Annotated in this window: 17 protein-coding genes; all 17 read left to right on the top strand. The window is 30.6% G+C overall.

Annotated features, from left to right (window positions below):
- The first annotated feature begins 1 nt into the window (after position 1).
- The 17 genes from P8H68_RS08090 to P8H68_RS08010 are packed head-to-tail and all read left to right on the top strand — an operon-like array spanning position 2 to position 20,274.
- The gene (locus P8H68_RS08090; protein WP_300323252.1) at positions 2-1,153 is read left to right on the top strand and encodes a glycosyltransferase; all 1,152 of its coding nucleotides are present in this window, start codon (positions 2-4) and stop codon (positions 1,151-1,153) included.
- Positions 1,150-2,340, top strand: a complete 1,191-nt coding sequence (locus tag P8H68_RS08085; RefSeq protein ID WP_300323249.1) for a glycosyltransferase — start codon at positions 1,150-1,152, stop codon at positions 2,338-2,340. Before P8H68_RS08090 ends, P8H68_RS08085 begins: the two co-directional genes overlap by 4 nt.
- A complete protein-coding gene (locus tag P8H68_RS08080) occupies positions 2,340-3,338 on the top strand; it encodes an N-acetylneuraminate synthase family protein (RefSeq protein ID WP_300323246.1) in 999 nt (332 codons plus the stop codon). The genes P8H68_RS08085 and P8H68_RS08080 overlap by 1 nt, the downstream gene beginning before the upstream one ends.
- Positions 3,335-4,492, top strand: coding sequence for a UDP-N-acetylglucosamine 2-epimerase (neuC, locus tag P8H68_RS08075; RefSeq protein WP_300323243.1), 1,158 nt, complete (start codon positions 3,335-3,337; stop codon positions 4,490-4,492). The genes P8H68_RS08080 and neuC overlap by 4 nt, the downstream gene beginning before the upstream one ends.
- Positions 4,492-5,184, top strand: a complete 693-nt coding sequence (locus P8H68_RS08070) for an acylneuraminate cytidylyltransferase family protein (protein ID WP_300323240.1) — start codon at positions 4,492-4,494, stop codon at positions 5,182-5,184. Before neuC ends, P8H68_RS08070 begins: the two co-directional genes overlap by 1 nt.
- Positions 5,181-6,119, top strand: coding sequence for a D-isomer specific 2-hydroxyacid dehydrogenase family protein (locus tag P8H68_RS08065; protein ID WP_300323237.1), 939 nt, complete (start codon positions 5,181-5,183; stop codon positions 6,117-6,119). Before P8H68_RS08070 ends, P8H68_RS08065 begins: the two co-directional genes overlap by 4 nt.
- A 2-nt stretch (positions 6,120-6,121) precedes the next feature.
- Positions 6,122-7,837, top strand: a complete 1,716-nt coding sequence (asnB, locus tag P8H68_RS08060; protein WP_300323234.1) for an asparagine synthase (glutamine-hydrolyzing) — start codon at positions 6,122-6,124, stop codon at positions 7,835-7,837.
- Complete coding sequence (locus P8H68_RS08055; protein ID WP_300323231.1) at positions 7,834-9,222, top strand: hypothetical protein; 1,389 nt, start codon at positions 7,834-7,836, stop codon at positions 9,220-9,222. The genes asnB and P8H68_RS08055 overlap by 4 nt, the downstream gene beginning before the upstream one ends.
- The gene (locus tag P8H68_RS08050) at positions 9,222-10,646 is read left to right on the top strand and encodes an MBOAT family O-acyltransferase (RefSeq protein WP_300323228.1); all 1,425 of its coding nucleotides are present in this window, start codon (positions 9,222-9,224) and stop codon (positions 10,644-10,646) included. The genes P8H68_RS08055 and P8H68_RS08050 overlap by 1 nt, the downstream gene beginning before the upstream one ends.
- Complete coding sequence (locus tag P8H68_RS08045) at positions 10,646-11,560, top strand: hypothetical protein (protein WP_300323225.1); 915 nt, start codon at positions 10,646-10,648, stop codon at positions 11,558-11,560. The genes P8H68_RS08050 and P8H68_RS08045 overlap by 1 nt, the downstream gene beginning before the upstream one ends.
- Positions 11,561-11,567: 7 nt before the next feature.
- On the top strand, positions 11,568-13,157 hold the full coding sequence (locus P8H68_RS08040; RefSeq protein WP_300323222.1) for a glycosyltransferase: 1,590 nt from the start codon (positions 11,568-11,570) through the stop codon (positions 13,155-13,157).
- Positions 13,158-13,188: 31 nt separating this feature from the next.
- Positions 13,189-14,292: a glycosyltransferase family 4 protein gene (locus tag P8H68_RS08035; protein WP_300323220.1), complete on the top strand. Its 1,104-nt coding sequence runs from the start codon at positions 13,189-13,191 to the stop codon at positions 14,290-14,292.
- Entirely contained in the window at positions 14,289-15,425 is a 1,137-nt protein-coding gene (locus P8H68_RS08030; RefSeq protein WP_300323218.1) for a glycosyltransferase, read from the top strand. Before P8H68_RS08035 ends, P8H68_RS08030 begins: the two co-directional genes overlap by 4 nt.
- Positions 15,412-16,746: an O-antigen ligase family protein gene (locus tag P8H68_RS08025; protein WP_300323216.1), complete on the top strand. Its 1,335-nt coding sequence runs from the start codon at positions 15,412-15,414 to the stop codon at positions 16,744-16,746. The genes P8H68_RS08030 and P8H68_RS08025 overlap by 14 nt, the downstream gene beginning before the upstream one ends.
- The gene (locus tag P8H68_RS08020; protein ID WP_300323214.1) at positions 16,736-17,749 is read left to right on the top strand and encodes a glycosyltransferase family 4 protein; all 1,014 of its coding nucleotides are present in this window, start codon (positions 16,736-16,738) and stop codon (positions 17,747-17,749) included. The genes P8H68_RS08025 and P8H68_RS08020 overlap by 11 nt, the downstream gene beginning before the upstream one ends.
- A 1-nt stretch (position 17,750) precedes the next feature.
- Entirely contained in the window at positions 17,751-19,070 is a 1,320-nt protein-coding gene (locus P8H68_RS08015; protein ID WP_300323212.1) for a hypothetical protein, read from the top strand.
- The gene (locus P8H68_RS08010; RefSeq protein ID WP_300323210.1) at positions 19,057-20,274 is read left to right on the top strand and encodes a glycosyltransferase family 4 protein; all 1,218 of its coding nucleotides are present in this window, start codon (positions 19,057-19,059) and stop codon (positions 20,272-20,274) included. Before P8H68_RS08015 ends, P8H68_RS08010 begins: the two co-directional genes overlap by 14 nt.
- The last annotated feature ends 31 nt before the right edge of the window (positions 20,275-20,305 follow it).

Below are 20,305 nucleotides of genomic sequence, written 5' to 3'. Positions count from 1 at the left end.
AATGAAGATACTTTTTGTTTGTATGCAGTATATCCATTCAGCTAGATGGATCAACCAATTGAAAGATTCCGGTCATGAAATTTATGTGTTTGATTGTTTAGATAAGCCAATCCATGAAGATTTGTTATGGACAAATTTTATTACAGGTTGGTCAAAACGAAAGCTGCCGTACCTTAAAGGAGAGTACTTTTTGGAAAAAAAACTTCCCTATATTTTTCGTAATATTGAGCCGTTTTTAAAAATAACCGCGTCTGAAAAATTAATTCAAGTAATAGAAGAGATTCAACCTGATTTGGTACATAGTTTAGAAATGCAATCTGAAACGTATCCCTTACTTAAAGCAAGAAAAAAAATAGATTTTAAATGGGCGTATTTTTCTTGGGGAAGTGACTTGTATTTATATCAAAATAATTTATTTCATAGAAAGCGGATTAAAAATATTTTAAAGAATTTAAATTATTTATTTGTAGACAATTCAAGAGATATTGAACTAGCTAAAAAACTGAGCTTTAAAACCACTGTAGCTGGAATTTTTCCTGGTGGAGGGGGGTATGAAATGAAAAGTATGAATCAGTATAAACTTCCACTATCTGAAAAGAAACTTATTTTGATAAAAGGATATCATCATTGGGCTGGTAGGGCATTAGTGGTATTAGACGCTTTTGAAAAAAACATCGATCTAATTCGAGAATTCAATATTTATTTATACTCTGCGCATGATAAGGTTGTTGAAAGAATAAGTTATTTAAACTCAAAGTATAAATTAAATATTGAGTATTCATCTCGATATAAAGAGATCTCTCATGAACAACTTTTAGAAAAATTTGGACAAGCAAAGGTTGCCATAGGTAATAGTATTTCAGATGGTGTTCCAAATACACTTTTAGAAGCCATACTTTTGGGAGCTTTTCCAATACAATCAAATCCTGGAGGAGCATCTGAAGATTATATAACACATGGTGAGAATGGATTTTTAATAGAGAATCCAGAAGATCCAAAAGAGATAGCTTCTCATATAATGAATGCATTAAATAATGAGGATTTACTTTCGCATGCGTATTCATTAAATCATGAGATAGCAAAGGATTTGGATTATCAAATTATTAAGGATAAGGTAGTTGCATTATATAAAAAAATAGAAAAGGAGTTATGAAAAATATTCTTTTTATTGTTAATAACGGGAAAATCTCTCCAAATGTAAATGGGGGGGCTGCTGTGTATTATAGTCATCTCGAATTATTATACAAATCAGGCTTCAATATTACTGTTCTATCTGTGCAATGGGGAGAAACAGATACTTTTAATGATGTTGATTTTTTTGAAATAAAGGATATGGTAAAGAAGATTGTTTCCTATAAGATATTTCAAAAAACACCCACAAATGGAACTGATAGGTTGTTCAATGCTTTTTTTAGACCTCATATTTTTGAGTACTATTTCTTGAACAAGAAAAACCAGAAATACTTAAAAATAATTACGAAAGAACACTCTATTGATCTTGTTTGGGCAGAATGGAGGTGGGCAGGTTTATGGGCAGGTTTTTCAAACTTATCGATACCCGTCATTTATGCGCATCACGATTGGGAATTTAAATTAGCAAAGCTTCGAAAAAAAGGAAATTTATTACAAAAATTTCATACGTTTCAAAAGAAAAGAGTTGAATACAAGTTGGTTAAATCTGTTTCTGCTTGTATTTCTGGATCTAATACAGAAGCTTTGGAAATTGAGAAAGTGAGTAATAAAAAAGCTTTGTATATTCCAACAACATATAAAGATATGATAGTTCAATTACAGGTAAATGACAAACCAAATATTATACATTTAGGAGGAATGGGAACCACTGCCAACCGATTGGGGCTAGAGCGGTTTTTGGATGTTTGTTGGGATTCAATCAAAAAAGAAAATCCAACTATAAAATTAATAATAATTGGAGGCTTAAGTGAAGCCCCTGCTTCCTTATTAAAAAAATTAAAAGATACGAATATAGAATGTTTGGGGTTTGTTAAAGAACTATCCGATGTATTGCATCCGCAAGATATACATATTATTCCTTGGGAATTTAATACCGGCACCAGAACTAGGTTGCCGTTGATCTTTAATTATGAACAAGTGTTAGTTGGGACAAAAGCATCGGTAGAAGCTTTTCCTGAAGTATGGGATAAAGAAAATTCGTTGCTTTGTGATACATTGGAAGAAATGACTTCAAAAATTAACCTAATTTTATCCGATAAGTCAGCTCGACAAAGAATTTCAAAAAAAGGGAAAGAAACTTTTTTAAAGAGTTTTACTGTTGAAAATAGAGTTCAAGAATTGAAAAAATATTTAGAAAATTTAGAATAATGGTATTTACAATTGCAGAAATAGGTCAGGCGCACGAAGGTAGTTTAGGAATTTTACATTCATATATTGATGCCGTTTCAAAAACAGGTGTTGATGCTATTAAATTTCAAACCCATATTGCAGATGCAGAAAGTAGTATTCATGAGTCATTCCGTGTTAATTTTTCTTATGAAGATGATACAAGGTTCGCTTATTGGAAACGGATGGAGTTTACTTTAGAGCAATGGGCTGGGATAAAAAAACACTGCGATGATGTAGGCTTAGAATTTATGAGCTCTCCCTTTAGTAACGCTGCGGTAGAGTTGTTGGAAGAAGTAGGAGTAAAGCGATATAAAATAGGGTCAGGAGAAGTGAATAATTTTCTTCTTTTGGAAAAAATAGCAAAAACAGGAAAACCCGTGATTATTTCTTCAGGAATGAGTTCTTTAGACGAATTGGATGCAACGGTTGCATTTTTAAAAGAAAGAGACGTTGACTATTCTATATTGCAATGCACAACTTCTTATCCAACCAAACCTGAACAATTTGGTTTGAATGTTATTCAAGAATTAAAAGAACGATATAATGTTACAGTTGGTTTTTCTGATCATTCAGCCTCTACTGAAGCCTGTATTGCAGCTACAGCCCTAGGTGCTGAAATTTTGGAGTTTCATGTAGTGTTTGATAAAGAAATGTTTGGTCCAGATGCAAAGTCGTCCTTAACCATCCCAGAAACAAAACATTTAGTCAAAGCCGTTGCTAATATTTCTCAAGCTGTTAAAAACCCAATAAATAAAGAAAAAAATTATGCTTTTTTCGAATTAAAAAGTATTTTTGAGAAATCATTGGCTGTAAATAAAACTTTACCCCTAAACCACATTCTTACATTTGATGATTTGGAAGCCAAAAAACCTAAGGGTTTTGGAATTCTTGCTTCTGATTATGAAAAAGTTTTAGGGAAAAAATTGAGTAGGCCTTTAAATAAATGGGATTTTTTAAATGAACCCGATTTGATATGAGCAAGAGAAAAATATGTATTGTTATAACAGCACGCCCATCCTATAGTAGAATAAAAACGGCCTTAAAAGCTATTGATAAACATCCAAAACTAGAATTACAATTGGTTGTGGCAGGATCAGCTTTATTAGGACGCTATGGGAATGCTGTGGATACTATTGAAAATGATGGTTTTACCATAGATGAAAAGGTGTTTATGGTACTTGAGGGGGAAAACCCTACATCAATGGCAAAGACAACAGGATTGGGGGTGATGGAACTTTCAACGGTGTTTTATAATTTACAACCAGATGCTGTAATTACAATTGCAGATCGCTTTGAAACTATTGCAACCTCAATTGCAGCTTCTTATCAAAATATTCCTTTAATTCATATCCAAGGTGGTGAAGTAACTGGGAATATTGATGAAAAAGTTCGACATGCAAATACTAAATTAGCTGACATTCATTTAGTAGCTTCAGAAGATGCAAAAGAGCGCGTATTGAAAATGGGAGAAGAGGAATATTTTGTCATCAATACAGGTTGTCCGTCAATAGATTTAGCAAACGAAATTAAAGAGAATCCTGATTTAAACTTTAATCCAATTGAAAAATATGGAGGCGTAGGTGAAAATTTAGATTGGCAGTCAGGGTATATTGTTGTTATGCAACACCCTGTAACCACAGAATATCAAAAAGCAAAGGAAGATGTTCTAAAAACTTTAGAAGCTGTAGATGAGTTGAATATTCCAACATTTTGGTTTTGGCCAAATGTTGATGCAGGTTCTGACGGAACTTCAAATGGTATTAGGTCTTTTAGAGAAAATAAAAAACCTAAAAACATTCATTTCTTCAAGAATATGGAACCACATGATTTTTTGAGACTATTGACTAATAGTCAATGCCTAATTGGTAATTCAAGTGTTGGAATTCGTGAATGTTCGTATTTAGGAGTTCCCGTTGTAAATATTGGTACAAGACAAAACAGACGCCAGCGTGGAAGTAATGTTTTAGATGTTACTTATGATAAAGCGGCTATTAAAAAAGGAATTGAAGATCAAATTATCAATAAAAAGATTGTTTCTGAAACAATCTATGGAGATGGTGAATCTGGTGAAAAGATTGCCAAAATTTTAGCAGAAATCCCATTAAAATTTCACAAAACTATTCAGTATTAATGAAGGTATTAGGTTTAATTCCAGCAAGAGGAGGATCCAAAGGTGTTCCTAAAAAGAATATCCGAAAGGTTGATGGTATTCCATTAATAGGATATTCCATTAATATTGCTAAGCAAAGCAAACTCATTACTGATGTGGTTGTTTCTACTGATTCTGATGAAATTATTGAGGTTGTAAAATCATTCAATTGTGAGTATTTAAAAAGAACTTCTGAAAATGCTCAAGATAATTCAAAAATTGATGATGCAATTCTTGAAGTTTTGAGAAAATTAGAGGCAACTTATGATTTAATTGTTTTATTACAACCGACATCTCCAATACGAGAAGTAGAAGATATTGATAATGTTATTCAAATGTTTGTTGAAGATGTTAATTTGGATTCTGTTGTTTCTTTAGTTGAATTAGAGGATATTCATCCAGCTAGAATGTATAATTTGAATGAAGATCATAGAATGATTGGATTACGCCCTGAACTAGAAAGAAAAAGAAGGCAAGATTTGAAACCTGTATATCTAAGAAATGGTGCTATTTATGCCACAAGAGTTTCTGCGTTTTTAAAGACGGGGAAGTTTATTTCAGATAATAAAAAAGGTTATGTAATGCCTGAGTCTAAATGGTCTAATGTAGACACGGAAAGAGATTTGTTAATTACTGAAACACTTATTAAAGAGTGGAAAAAAGGAAACTTATGATGCATACGTGTATTTCAGGGATAGCAAAACTTTCGGAGGATAATGAACAAAAATTACGCTCAGTTTCTACAATTAGTTATGAAAGAATTCAGACTATTGAAGAATTAAAAATAGCACTTCAAAATTGTGATGTATTTTGGTTCCGATTGAATCATAAAATCACTGAAGAGATTGTTAAGAACGCTCAGTGTAAATATATCCTTTGTGCTGCGACTGGTTTAGATCATATAGACGTTGAAGCCTGTAAAAAAGTAGGAATACATATATTGAGTCTTAAAGGAGAAAGTGAATTTTTAAAGGAAGTAAGAGCAACTGCTGAACATACAATCGGATTGATTTTAAGTTTGATTCGTAGATCTAAAAGAGCTTTTCAACATGTTGAAAATGGCGAATGGAACCGTTATGAATTTCAAGGTTTTGAACTGTATAAGAAAAAGGTTGGGGTTTTAGGAATGGGACGTTTGGGGAAAATTGTGGCTGAATATTATTTGGTTATGGGAATGGAAATTTTCTATTATGACATTACTCATGAAATAATCGACTCGAAATTCAAAAGAGCTAATTCTATGATAGAATTGTGTTCTAAAGTAGATATTCTCTCAATACATTTACCTTATCAAAAAGCAACGCATAATATTATAAATGGACATGTATTATCCCATTTAAAGAATACTGCATTTATTGTCAATACTGCTAGAGGAGGAGTTATTGATGAATTGGATTTAATAAACGCTTTAAAAAACAATGAAATTGCAGGATATGCAACTGATGTCCTTTTCGGCGAACCTGATATTTCTAAACATCCATTAGTAAGTTATGCACGTGAAAATGAAAATGTTATTATAACACCTCATATTGCGGGAAATACTTTTGAATCTATTGAAAAAACGGAAGCTTTCGTTTTAAATAAACTTATTGCAAAAGTTAAAAATTAAGTATGTGTGGAATCTCAGGAATTATAGGAAAAGAAGCACTTCCAAAGATATTAAAGAAAATGGCAGATGTGCAAACACATCGTGGGCCAGATCATACTGGGTATTGGAATGATACACTTTGTTTTTTCGGACATAATAGATTGTCTATAATCGACTTAACAGAAGATTCAAATCAACCCTTTCATGATGTTTCGGAAAGATATTGCATTGTTTTTAATGGAGAAATTTATAATTATCTAGAGCTTAAAAGAGAACTTTCATACAACTTTAAAACACATTCTGATACTGAAGTTTTATTAGCTTCCTATTTAAAATGGGGAAAGGAATGTTTGCATAAATTAAATGGAATGTTTGCTTTTGCTATATGGGACAAACATGAAGAAAAATTGTTTGCGGCAAGAGATCGTTTTGGTGTCAAGCCTTTTTATTATCATTTGTCTCAAGGTACACTTTATTTTGCTTCTGAAATTAAGGGATTGCATGCAGCAGGAATTTCTAAAGTTCCGAATGAAAAAACATGGGCTAATTTTTTATGTTTTGGTAGTTATGGTACTTTAGACACAACTTTTTGGAAAGATATTTCTCAATTACCAGCAAGTCACTGTTTAGAATATAAAAATTGTGAACTAGCAATCGAAAAATGGTATTTTTTTGAAAAAGAAGTTCAAAAACACAAAGAGAAACTTACGTATCAAGAGGTTAAAACTAGATATACAGACTTGTTAAAAGATAGTTTGAAATTGCGTTTCCGTTCTGATGTACATGTAGGCTTTAATATTAGTGGTGGGTTGGATAGTTCAGCATTGTTAGCTTTTGTAAATCATCAAGAAACAAAAGAGAAAATACAAGCCTATACTTTTTATACAAACGATTCTCGTTACGATGAGTTGCCATGGGTAGAAGAGATGATTTCTCTTACAGAGAATCCGTTATCTAAAGTCGCTTTGAATGCTAAAGAAGTGCCTCAATTGACAAGAGATATTTCATTTTTTCAAGATGAACCTTTTGGAGGTGTACCTACATTGGCTTATGCAAAAATATTTAAAGAAGCGCGTGAAAATAATGTATTGGTATTGTTAGATGGGCAAGGTATGGATGAGCAATGGGCAGGCTACGATTATTATTTGTCAAATGCCAATCAGAATATCATTCAAGCCACAACAGAATCACCCTTTAAATTAAATGTTTTTTCAGATAAATTAAGAGGTTTAGCTGAAAAACCTGAATATCCAAAACCTTTTGATGATGATTTGTTGAACAAACAATACCGTGACTTATTTTATACTAAAATTCCACGTGCATTGCGTTTTAACGACCGAGTATCGATGGCTTCAAGTACAGAATTAAGAGAGCCCTTTTTAGATTATCGACTGGTTGAATTTGCTTTTGCTCAGCCTTTAGAATATAAAATAAAAGACAAGATTCAAAAATATGTATTGAGAGATATTGTCTCAGAGTTTTTAAGTGACAACATTTCTTATGCACCGAAAAGACCATTACAAACTCCGCAAAGAGAGTGGTTAGGAGAAGATTTAACAGGTTTTGTGTCTTCAGAAATTCAAAAAATAGAAACTTCTGAATATGCTTCTTGGTTTGATCTTGAGGAGTTGAAATTAGAGTGGGAGAAATACATAAAAGGAAATAAAGAATCAAGCTTTCATATTTGGCAATGGATAAGTGTCAGTATGTTGTTAAATGACAAAACTAGTAGCATATGAAAAAAATGGTCATCATACTCCCGAGAGGAGAGTCTATAAAGAACTTTGTCTATTCTGGAATTACAGATAAATTAAGAGAAGAATATAAAATTATATTTTATTCAATTATTCCAAATATTGAAATTAAAGAATATTTAATTTCAAAGTGTGATGAATTTTATGAATTGCCAGAAGAGTCATCGAGTAATAAATATGCTGATGAACTTAAGAAAATAGTGCAACTGGCTCATTTATACAGGTTGAATTGTGTTACAGGAAATTTAAAGATATTAAAAGATGATATTTCTAGTAAAAAAAGTATAAAGAATAGAGCTGTTAGGATTTTTAGGAGACTGATAGCAAAACTATATACTTCTGATGGAAAAATCTTGCGTCTTACCAATCGCTATATAAAAGCCAATTTTAGTAATGCCGAAGTTTTAGGTTTTGAAAAAGAACTAAAGCTAATACAACCAGATATTGTTTTTAATACGTCACATATTCATAATCTTTTGTCGTTAGATTTGATGTATGCTGCAAAAAAATTAAATTTAAAAACGGCTACTTTTTTGTTCTCTTGGGATAATTTAACTTCACAAGGAAGGATTCTGCCTGATTATGATTTCTATTTTACTTGGAATAAAAAGATAAAAGACGATTTATTAAATTACTATCCTAACTTATCTTCAAAAAATATATTTGTTACAGGTACACCGCAATTCGACTTTCATTTTAATGAAGATTATATTATGTCGAAAGATGAATTGTATAAATATTTAAAACTAGAGCCTCAAAAGAAAATTGTTTTGTATTCAACGGGAATGTCATATTACACCCCAAAAGAATATGTAATCGTAAAAGATATTCAAGAAAGGCTTAAAAAAATTGATGAAAATTTAGTGTTGGTTGTACGTATTTATGCAAAAGACGACAATACGGAATACTATAAATTGAGAGAAGAAACCAAAGATATAGTTATTCCTGATCATTTTTGGGAGTTGAATCATTTAACACCAACAATCAAAGATATAACCTTATTTAATAGTCTATTAAATCATTGTTTGGTAGGAATCAACGTCGCTTCTACTGTAAGTTTAGATCTAGCCGTATTAGATAAGCCAGTAATTAACGTGGCCTATAATCCTCCAGGAGAGAATGTATACCCTAATGATTATTTAAAGATTTATGAATTTGATCATTACAAACCTATAATTGAAAGCGGAGCGATTTCATTAGCAAAAACACCAGAGGAATTAGAAGTTTTTATCAAAAAAAATGCTCTAAATCCAAACTTTCTAAGGTCGGAACGAAAAGCTTTGGTGAGCTCTTTTTTTGGACCTATTTTAAAAGAGGACAAACTCTTATTATTTACGGATTTGTTTGAAAAAATTATTAAAACAAACTAATGTTATTCAATTCATTCGAATTTTTATTGTTTTTACCAACTGTATTTATTCTATATTGGTTTGTATTTAAGCAAAGAAAATCTCAAAACATCTTGCTGCTTGTAGCTAGCTATGTATTTTATGGTTGGTGGGATTGGCGCTTTTTATCATTAATCCTTTTCAGTACTGTTGTGGATTTTACACTAGGTCTTGCACTCAGTAAATCAAATGATTTGTCAAAAAGAAAATATTTTCTTTGGATAAGTTTATGCGTGAATTTAGGTTTGTTAGGTTTTTTTAAATATTATAATTTCTTCGTTGATAGTTGGGTAGAGTCGTGGGGAAATTTTGGAATTCAAATGCATCGATCTGCATTGAATATTATTTTACCAGTAGGTATTTCCTTTTATACTTTTCAAACTTTGAGTTATACAATTGATGTTTATAGAAATAAATTAGACCCTTCAAAAGATTTCATAGCATTTGCAACCTATGTGTCATTTTTTCCTCAATTGGTTGCAGGACCTATTGAAAGAGCTACTAATTTATTACCACAGTTTTATAAAAAAAGAGAATTCAATTACGAACGAGCCGTTTCAGGGATGAAATTGATTTTATGGGGATTGATAAAAAAAGTTGTTGTAGCTGATACTTGCGCTAGATTAGTCAATTTAATTTTTGAAAATTATCAAAATGAATCAGGACTTGCATTAGTTATGGGAGCTGTGTTTTTTGCATTTCAAATTTATGGAGATTTCTCAGGTTATTCAGATATTGCTATTGGAACATCTCGTTTGTTTGGGTTTGATTTGATGAGAAATTTTAACTATCCTTATTTTTCTAGAGATATCGCTGAGTTTTGGAGAAGATGGCACATTTCGTTAAGTACATGGTTTAGAGATTATTTATACATTCCTATTGGTGGTTCAAAAGGGAAACAGCTGGTAAAAATTAGAAATGTATTCATCATATTTTTGGTGAGTGGGTTTTGGCATGGTGCCAATTGGACTTTTGTTTTTTGGGGTGGGTTAAATGCTTTATTTTTTTTACCATTACTTCTTAGAAATAAAAACAGAAAAAACACAAATCAAGTTGCTGAAAAGAGGCTAACTCCGACATTTCAAGAATTATTACAAATATGTATCACTTTTTCAATAACTACCTTTTCTTGGATCTTTTTTAGGTCAGAAACTATTAATGATGCTTTTGTGTATATAGAGCGCATTTTTAATTTTTCAAATTTTATCCCAGATGTTATTAAACATAAAAAAGGCTTACCAATAATTCTTATCTTTATAATTATTGAGTGGTTTTCTAGAAAACAAGAATATGCTATAGTTTTGGATAAAAAGTTGAGATATGTTTTTTATCTAATTTTCGCATTTGTAGTTTTATACTATGCATCAATACAAAAAAATTCAACCTTTATTTATTTTCAGTTTTAATGAATTTATTTATAAAAAAAATTTTGGTTCTCGTAACGATACTGACAAGCACTTATTTGTTCTTAGGCTTTTTTGCTGATGGTTATACGGATCCCTTCTATTTGAGGTTTACTTCTCCAAAACAAAAATCCTTAATTATTGGAACTTCTAGAGCTGCACAAGGTATTCAGCCTAAATTGTTAAATGAAAATTTAATACATTCAAGATATAAACCTGTATTTAATTATTCATTTACGCTTCTGCATAGTCCTTATGGTGAAACATATTTTAATGCAATTAAGGCTAAGGTTAATGATAAAATAAATGATGGTTTATTTATTTTAGCCGTTGATCCATGGAGTATTTCCTCAAGAAATAATATTAATTATGAAATAGAAACTAAAAAAGAATTAGGAAGATTACAATTTTATAACATGAATCCTAATTATGATTATTTGATGAATGCTTACAGAAATTCGGTGTTTGGTTTGTTGAATAAAAAGGACACATCAATGTTATTGCATCAAGACGGTTGGTTAGAAGTTAATGTTTCCATGGAATCAGATGAATTATTAAGAAGGAAATTGTTTAAAAAAAAACAATATTTAGATAATGCGAAAATTTATGAGTTTTCGAAAAAAAGAATGTTTTGGTTACATAAAACTGTGGAATTCCTTCAAAAATATGGTACAGTAATTTTAGTTCGTATCCCTGTGGGGGATGAAATTTTAAAAATTGAAAATACTTTTTTTCCAAATTTTGATTTAGTAATAAATCAAAATTTTTTAAATATTTCTTATTTAAATTACAAAGAATTTGGGAATGAGTATTCGTATATAGACGGTAATCATTTGTATAAAAAATCTGGAGAAAAATTTACCTTAAAATTAGCAAAAGACATCAATAATATTATTGTATGTAATAGTCTCAACTAAAAATTTCATGAAACTCCCAAAAATTATATTAGTACTATTTGATTGTGATCTAGATGTTCAATGGAATTTTGGATATAAATTAAATATTCAATATTCAAGAAAAGCATTAAATGATAATTTTGATGCGATTGGTAACCTAGACACTGATTTTATTCTATTTTGGGATGGAACAATTGAACTTCCAACGGAGGATAATCTTATTCAAATTATGAAGTCTAAAGGGAATCTATGGCATATCGGCCCCAAGATTGGTACAAATGATTTTGTTAAGTTGTTAGACGATATCAAGCCAACAGATATGTTACATACTAAGGTTGATGATATGATTGATCATACCTCATGGAAAATGTCTTTTAGAGGTTGTCTCATGAGAAAAGACGTGTTTGAATTTATTCCGCTTGAAAATTATTCAGATTCTTTGGATATTATTGCTTTAGATTTTGGTTACAAGGCAATTAAATCCGGGATCCTTACAAGGTACTCAAGATTATTAGCTCAGAATCACTTAGAAAAAAGGGTATCAATTCAGAATAGCGATGAATTCTTTTTTATCAAGAAGAATTTTGACAAAAAAGCTTTGCTTTGGACGTATTTCATGAATCCTGGTAAAATAAGGCCTTTTCGATTTTTGAATCTTTTAAAAGCACCTAAAAAAATATTTGATTCTACTTATTCATATGACGACTTTAGCGATATTTCATTAGACGAACAACATACAGATGTTTCTATTGTTATTGCAACTTTAGAAAGATACCAGGTTTTAAAAGCGGAATTGGAAGAATTAAGTCGATTAAACTTGATGCCAAAAGAAATAATTATTGTTGATCAAACTCCAATAGAGAAAAGAAGTAAAAAGTTTTTAGAAGCATTTTCAGAATTACCCATTCAATATATTGAAAGTGATAAAATAGGACAATGTACAGCACGTAATATTGGTATAGCGAATGCAAAAGGAACTTATATATGGTTTTTAGATGATGACATGAAGGGAATACCTTCAAATTATTTAGAAAGTCATTTGAAAACGCTTCATAATTTTGAAGCAGATATATCTTGTGGAATTCCTGACGAAATCGGTACAAATTATATTGAAAGATCTAATCCAAAAATTGAAATTTCAGATGGATTTCCTACAAATGATGTACTGGTCAAAAGAACATTGCTTCAAAAAGTTGAGGGCTTTGATATTAAAATGAATCAAAAACAAAGTGAAGATCAAGAAATAGGTTTACGTTGTGTAAAAGAGGGAGCTTTGAGTGTTAAAAATAATCAGCTAAGAATTGTTCATTTGAGGGCCAGTAGAGGAGGATTAAGAAATCACAATGTGAGGAAAATTACTTTTGCATCTTCTAGAAGTAGTCTGATTCAAAGAAGATTTCTACATCATTCTGAAATTTATTCAAATTTGAAACATTTTGGTAAGAGAAAAACAACAAAGGCTTTGATGTTAAATATTAGAGGAACTTTTATTATCAAAGGAAATTTATTTAGAAAATTTTCTAAAATATTAATAGGATTTATTTTGCTTCCTCATACACTGTTTACCACGAAAAAAAATTATACTTTGGCAAAGAAAATGATGAAAGAACAATTGTAAATTATATCACTAAGTTTTTCAAAAAATATCAATGACCAAAAATATTACTTTTGTTACTACTGAATTTCCACCGGAACCCGGGGGGATAGGCAATCATGCTTATAATTTAGCGAATCAATTAGTTTCCAAAGGATACAAAATTGATTTAATTTGTGATTATAGGAAAGTGAACAGAATTTACGAAGATGAATTTGATGCTCAATTGAATTTTGAAGTTACTAGAATAAAAGTAACAAAGCCTAGATTCTTAATGTACTTCATAAGATTATGGAAAATCAATCATTCAATTATGAATAGTGATATTGTTATTGCATCCGGTAAGTTTTCACTTTGGATTGTGGCTCTTATTTCTATGATTCAAAACAAAAAGTGTTATGCTGTTATCCATGGATCAGAAGTGAATTTAAGATCTAAAATATTAAAAATTATAACAAATATATCATTAAAGCGTTATTCAAAAATTATTGCCGTATCCAATTTCACAAAGTCACTTATTTCTGATTTAAATTTGCCATATGTAACTGTTATTCCTAATGGTTTCGAATTATTTGAAGAAAACAATTTAACTAATGATGAAAATAATAAAAGTAAAGATTCTCTTAATTTTATAACAGTTGGAAGTATAACTGATAGAAAAGGTCAATTAAATTTTATTGAAGCGATACCAAAATTGTTAAGTTCTTATCCAAACTTACATTATCATATGATTGGGAATCCTATGGAAAAAGGAAAAATTTTGGAACGCATAATTGATTTGGGAATTGACAAAAATATAACGATCCATGGAGTTGTTTCAGATAGCCAAAAACAGAATATTCTAAAAATGAGCGATGTTTTTGTAATGCTTAGTAATAATACTGCAACAGGTGACGTTGAAGGTTTCGGGATTGCCATATTGGAAGCAAATAGTTTAGGAATTCCTGCAATTGGTTCTGAAAAATGTGGAATAGAAGATGCAATAGATAATAAGCATACAGGTATATTGGTTAATCCCAAAAACGTTAATGAAATACATGATGCGGTAATTGAAGTTATCGCTAACTTTAGTTTTTATAAAAAAAACTCAAAAACATGGTCTGAAAACTTTTCATGGGAATTGATAGGTGAACGCTATATTAAAATAATTGAAGCATGAAGTTAGCAATAATATCACATACACAACATTATCACAATACGGATAATGTTATCGTGGGATGGGGACCTACAATTAAAGAAATCAATCATCTTTTGGATATTGCTGATACGATTTATCATATTGCACCATTACATAGCGAAGAGGCTCCAAAAAGTTCAATGCCATATTGTTCAGATAGGATTATTCATATACCACTAAAACCTTCAGGTGGTAAGGGACTTCAAAAGTTAACTGTATTATTCACGGCTCCATATAATATATTTAAAGTGTTGTCCATACTTTCTAAAGTAGATATGGTGCAATTCAGAGCACCAACAGGTATGGGTATATACATGTTACCATTATTATGGTTGATTGCATCAAAAAAGCATTGGGTAAAATATGCAGGTAATTGGAAAGATGAAAATATGCCTTTAGGAAATAAAGTTCAAAAATTCTGGCTGCGTCATTGCTCAAGTCTTTCAACAAAAATTACAATCAATGGACATTGGGAAAATGAAAAAAGCAATGTGATTCCTTTTGAAAATCCATGCCTCGATTATGAAGATAGAACTTATGGGGAAGAAATAATTTTAAATAAAAATATTGATTCAAAATTAGATTTTTGTTTTGTAGGTGCTTTGAATGAGCATAAGGGGGTTTCTAAAGTTATTGATGCTTTTAAAAATATATCACAGGATAATCAGGATAAAGTTAACACCGTTCATTTTGTTGGAGATGGTGAAAATAAAGAAAGCTATATAGAGAAAGCTAAGGAGCTCAAATGTAATGTAGTTTTTCATGGTTTTCTGCCTAAGAATGAAATAATAAAAATTTATAAATCCTCACATTTTATTATTCTCCCTTCTAAAAGTGAAGGTTTTCCTAAGGTGATTGGAGAAGCTATGAATTTTGGTTGTATTCCAATTGTATCTGAAGTGTCTTGCATAAATCAATATATAAAGGATAAAGGAAACGGTTTTCTTATAAATCCGAATAGTTCCGAGAGATTGACTAAAATAATAAATAATGTACTATGCTTAAATGACTTAGAATATCAAAAAGCAATAGACAAAAACTTTAAAATGGCAGATCGTTTTACTTATGAGTATTATAACAATAGAATAAAAAACGAGATAATTGAATTTATTTAAAACACATAAATACAGCTCCTTAATTCTGATTCTTATCCATGTAATTATGGGGTTTGTAGGAAGAACTGGATCGATTATGAAAATATTTTATATTGGAATATTTTTATTTTCTATTTATGATATTATTATCAAGAAAAATAAAAAGGAGGAGGCTTTTTTATGGGCATGCTACTTTGTAGGTGCTGAAGTGTTTTTTAGGATGACCAAAAGTACAATTTCTTATGAATTTGGTAAATACTCGGTAATAGTTGTATTGGTTATAGGAATATTAGTAAAGAGTGGTAAACAGCGTTTTTCGCTCAGTTATTTTATTTATCTATTTTTACTCTTGCTTGGGATTGTATTTACTGATGTTCCGGATGGAGAATCTATAAGAAAAGCAATTGCTTTTAACTTAACAGGCCCAGTTGTTTTATTTATTAGTGCTTTTTACTTTTTCAAAAGAAAAATCACAAGGAATACATTGCTAGAAGGTATGGTATATATTATTTTGCCTATTTTTTCAATGATAAGTTATATGTATTTTAGGACACCTGATTTGAAAGAAATTGTTTTTAGAGGGAGTGCAAATTTTGAAACTTCTGGTGGTTTTGGTCCAAATCAAGTAGCAACAATTATAGGAGTTGGTGCCTTTATACTTATTCTTTTTCTTTTTTTTAATAAAAAAATTTCTGGCTTTTTATTTTTAGACGCTGTAGTTTTGGTTTATTTTATTTATCGGGGACTACTTACGTTTTCCCGGGGGGGAATTCTTACAGGAGCAATTGCTTTTTTCGTTTTTATTGGTTTTATGTTTTTTCACAATGTAAAAATAATTAAACTTATACTTAAGTATTTTATAGTTGGAACCGTTGCGTTAATTGGAGTTTGGTTATATACCTCTAACATAACTGGTGGTATGCTAGACAATAGATATACTGGTAAAAATTCTAAAGGTGAGCAAAAGGAGGATATAACATCTGGAAGACTTGATATTATAAATACCCAATTTGATAATTTTTATGAGTCTCCTTGGTTTGGAATTGGTGTAGGAAATGGAAAATATGAACGCCAATTAAGTGGAGATGGAGTAACTGCGGCATCACATAATGAAGTCACTCGTCTTGTAGAAGAACATGGGTTTCTAGGTGTAATAATTTTATTTATTCTGATTTTTGTGCCGATTCTACACTTCTTTAAATCTTCGAATTACCAAAGAGCATTTTTAATATCCTTTTATGTTTTTTGGTTTTTAACCATCAATCATTCTGCAATGAGGATTGCTTTTCCTGGTTTTATGTATGGCCTAAGTTTGATTAATATTACAAGAGATGAAGAATAAGATGGTCCTTTATATAGGTAATGATTTGTCAAAACACACGTCCTATGTTACGGCGATGGATGTTTTGAGTGATGCTTTGGAGAATCAAAACTTTGATATCATAAAATCTTCAGACGAGCTATCTAAAATTAAGCGTTTTTACAAAATGATTCAATGCGTTTGGAAGTTTCGGAAAATTACTGATTTTGTGTTGATAGATGTCTTTAGTACTTCCTATTTTTATTTGGTTTATGTGATTTCTATTCTTTGTCGATTATATAAATTGAAATATATAACAATTCTACATGGAGGTGATTTACCAACAAGAATTAATAAATTTAAACATTTGTCAAATCAGGTGTTTTCCAATTCTTATGCAAATATAGCTCCCTCTTTTTATCTTAAAAATGCTTTTGAGGAACATGGGTATGCAACAATATTTATACCTAATGTTCTTAATATTTACAGATATCCATATTTAGAGAGAAAACATCCGAATCCAAAGATTTTATGGGTTCGTGCCTTTAGAGAATTATACAATCCAAGGATGGCAATTGAGGTTTTACATAATGTAAAGAAAAAATATCCGAATGCAACTATATGTATGGTGGGGCCTGAAAAAGATAATTCTATATTAAAAGTAAAGAAAATGGTGGCCAAATACGAATTAGAGGATTCTGTTGAATATACAGGGGTAATGAAAAATTCGGAATGGATAAAAAAGTCAGTGGAATTTGATATTTTTATAAACACAACAAATTTTGATAATACTCCCGTTAGTGTAATGGAGGCAATGGCTTTAGGGCTTTATGTGGTTAGTACAAACGCTGGAGGAATGCCATTTTTGATAGAGCATAGTAAGGACGGTTTATTGGTTGAAAAAAATGATGTAATTGCAATGACTAATTATATAAACGAAATTATAGAAAGACCTCCTGTTTCAATGACTTATTCTGCTCGTCAAAAAGCTGAGTCGTTTTCATCAGAGAATGTGATGAAAAAATGGAATGAAATTTTAAAATAGAATGTATACTAAAGTATTAGAGAAATTTATTTTACCGGTTGGTGATGTTTTAACGTCTAATTCATTTTTGAGGAATCTAAAAAGATGGCGCTCTATAGATAAATTAAATGAAGTAGAGTTGAATACTCTACAAATTCAAAACTTGACGAAACTTCTAGATCATGCATGTGAGAAATCACCTTATTATAGAGGTTTAAATTTACGTGGCGATAATCCAATAGAGCGTTTAGAAAGTTTCCCTGTTTTAACTAAAGACATACTAAGAACCCAATCGGAATCGATGCTTACCGCGTCAAAAGAGAAATTAACTAAAATTTCAAGTAGTGGTTCCTCCGGAATTAGTTCTTCGGTTTATATGAGTAAAGAGGATTTATCGTCATTAAGAGCCGGATTGGTACACTGGTGGGAGTGGTCAGGTTATAGAATGGGCTGTAAACTTGTGCAAACCGGAATTTCTCCGAACCGAGGAATATTAAAATCTATAAAAGATGTGTTGTTTCGTACAATTTATGTAAATGCTTTTGCACATGATGATATTCAGGTAATTAAGGTTTTAAATAGGATAAAAAATAAAGAGTATATGTTGATAGGGTATGCTTCTTCATTAAATGTTTTTGCTGATATCGCTAAAGAAAATAACATAAATATAAAGTTAAAGGGGTGTATCAGTCTAGGAGATAAATTGTTTGATCATTATCGAAAAAATATATCAAAAACATTCAAATGTGATATACAAGACACTTATGGATCCGCTGAGGGATTTTTAATAAGTAGTCAATTGGATTTGGAATATTCTTACATTTTGAGCCCTCAAGTTTTTGTTGAAATATTAGACGACAACAATCGACCGGTTCCTGATGGTCAATTGGGCCATGTCGTAGTAACTCGTCTAGATGGATTTGCGATGCCTCTAATACGTTACAAGATAGGAGATCTAGCAATAAAACTTCCAAAGGAGAAATACCCAAAAAACAAAAAATTTGAATACCCCTTATTAGAGAAAATTATTGGTAGAGACACAGACGTGGTCAAGACAAATAAAGGAAAGATCATGATTGTTCATTCGTTTACAGGCATTTTTGAGTACATTATAGAAATCAAGCAATTTAAAATTATTCAGAATAGTTTAAACGGAATTCATATTCTTGTAGTGAAAGGAGAGGGTTTCGAAACCTCTATTTTGGAAGTTGTGAAAGAGAAGATTTTAGAAAAATTAGAATTTGAAGAATTTTCCATTACTTTTGAAATAGTTTGTCAAATTTCACCAAGTAAGTCTGGCAAACCACAAATCATTGAATCCAATTTGAATGAAGAAAAATAAAATTATTTGGATACTTAATCAAACGGCAGGAAAAAGTGATTCAGGTTGGGGGGAGCGACATTTCTTTTTAAGTAAACACTGGGTAGATACTGGTTATGAGGTCAAAATTATTTCAGGAACTTACAATCACTTATTTACAAATCAACCAAAAGTAGAAAATAAAATATTTACTTTTGAAGCAGTGGAAAATGGAATCGATTTTTGCTGGGTTAAAACTCCTAAATATAACGGAACCGGTTTTTCAAAGTTCTTTAGTAATCTAGTTTTTACATTTAGAACTTTTCTTTTGTCTTCTAAGACACTAGGAGTGCCAAGTGTTATTATAGTCTCATCGATGCCAATATTTCCAATAGTGTCAGGGTTGTTTCTTAAGAAAAAATTTAAAGCACAAAAGTTAATAATAGAAATAAGAGATTTATGGCCATTGACACCAATTCATCTCAAAGGGTATAGCAAAAATCATCCGTTAGTGAAAATTTTAGGATGGTTTGAAAAATTGGCATATACAAAATCTGACAAAATTGTTTCTTTGCTTCCTAATGCCGGAGGATATATTAATTCGATTTCAAAGACCCCAGATAAGTTTGTTTATATACCAAATGGTATTGATGAAAAACTCGTAGGAAAGGATCTTTTAGATCGAGAAATACAAAATAAAATTCCTAAAAATAAATTTATCATAGGTTATGCAGGAACGATTGGTATGGCTAATGCGATGCATGTATTTATTCAAGCCGCTATACAATTAAAGGAAAATTCAACTATTCATTTTATTATAGTAGGGGATGGATTAGAAAAAGAGAATTTAAAAAATCAAGCAAATGGGCTTTTGAATATTACTTTTATAGATAAAATAAAAAAAAGTCAAGTGCAAAATATGATTTCTAAATTTGATGTTTGTTACATCAGTAGATTTAACTCACCTTTGTATAAACATGGTGTTTCTTACAACAAATATTTTGATTACATGTTAGGAAAGAAACCGATATTAGAATCATCTAATTATATAAAAGATCAAGTAGAGCTTTCGGGTTGTGGAATCATTGTACCTCCAGAAGATCCAGTGAAATTGTGTGAAGCATTGATTGATTTAAAGGACCAGCCTTCGCTTGAGCTTGAAACTTTAGGGATTAAAGGATATGATTATGTCTTAAAATATCATAATTATCAGTATTTGAGTGGTTTGTATCAAGATTTGTTTTGAAAATTATTTTACGCTTCGAGTGACAATTCTG

Source organism: Flavicella sp. (genome assembly GCF_029238425.1).
Lineage (GTDB): Bacteria > Bacteroidota > Bacteroidia > Flavobacteriales > Flavobacteriaceae > Flavicella.
This window is presented reverse-complemented; position numbering and strand designations above follow the sequence as displayed.

Excerpts from the sequence above, each read along its gene's own strand:
- P8H68_RS08090 (WP_300323252.1), top strand. The coding sequence starts at position 2 with ATGAAGATACTTTTTGTTTGTATGCAGTATATCCATTCAGCTAGATGG.
- P8H68_RS08085 (WP_300323249.1), top strand. The coding sequence starts at position 1,150 with ATGAAAAATATTCTTTTTATTGTTAATAACGGGAAAATCTCTCCAAAT.
- P8H68_RS08080 (WP_300323246.1), top strand. The coding sequence starts at position 2,340 with ATGGTATTTACAATTGCAGAAATAGGTCAGGCGCACGAAGGTAGTTTA.
- neuC (WP_300323243.1), top strand. The coding sequence starts at position 3,335 with ATGAGCAAGAGAAAAATATGTATTGTTATAACAGCACGCCCATCCTAT.
- P8H68_RS08070 (WP_300323240.1), top strand. The coding sequence starts at position 4,492 with ATGAAGGTATTAGGTTTAATTCCAGCAAGAGGAGGATCCAAAGGTGTT.
- P8H68_RS08065 (WP_300323237.1), top strand. The coding sequence starts at position 5,181 with ATGATGCATACGTGTATTTCAGGGATAGCAAAACTTTCGGAGGATAAT.
- asnB (WP_300323234.1), top strand. The coding sequence starts at position 6,122 with ATGTGTGGAATCTCAGGAATTATAGGAAAAGAAGCACTTCCAAAGATA.
- P8H68_RS08055 (WP_300323231.1), top strand. The coding sequence starts at position 7,834 with ATGAAAAAAATGGTCATCATACTCCCGAGAGGAGAGTCTATAAAGAAC.
- P8H68_RS08050 (WP_300323228.1), top strand. The coding sequence starts at position 9,222 with ATGTTATTCAATTCATTCGAATTTTTATTGTTTTTACCAACTGTATTT.
- P8H68_RS08045 (WP_300323225.1), top strand. The coding sequence starts at position 10,646 with ATGAATTTATTTATAAAAAAAATTTTGGTTCTCGTAACGATACTGACA.
- P8H68_RS08040 (WP_300323222.1), top strand. The coding sequence starts at position 11,568 with ATGAAACTCCCAAAAATTATATTAGTACTATTTGATTGTGATCTAGAT.
- P8H68_RS08035 (WP_300323220.1), top strand. The coding sequence starts at position 13,189 with ATGACCAAAAATATTACTTTTGTTACTACTGAATTTCCACCGGAACCC.
- P8H68_RS08030 (WP_300323218.1), top strand. The coding sequence starts at position 14,289 with ATGAAGTTAGCAATAATATCACATACACAACATTATCACAATACGGAT.
- P8H68_RS08020 (WP_300323214.1), top strand. The coding sequence starts at position 16,736 with ATGAAGAATAAGATGGTCCTTTATATAGGTAATGATTTGTCAAAACAC.
- P8H68_RS08015 (WP_300323212.1), top strand. The coding sequence starts at position 17,751 with ATGTATACTAAAGTATTAGAGAAATTTATTTTACCGGTTGGTGATGTT.
- P8H68_RS08010 (WP_300323210.1), top strand. The coding sequence starts at position 19,057 with ATGAAGAAAAATAAAATTATTTGGATACTTAATCAAACGGCAGGAAAA.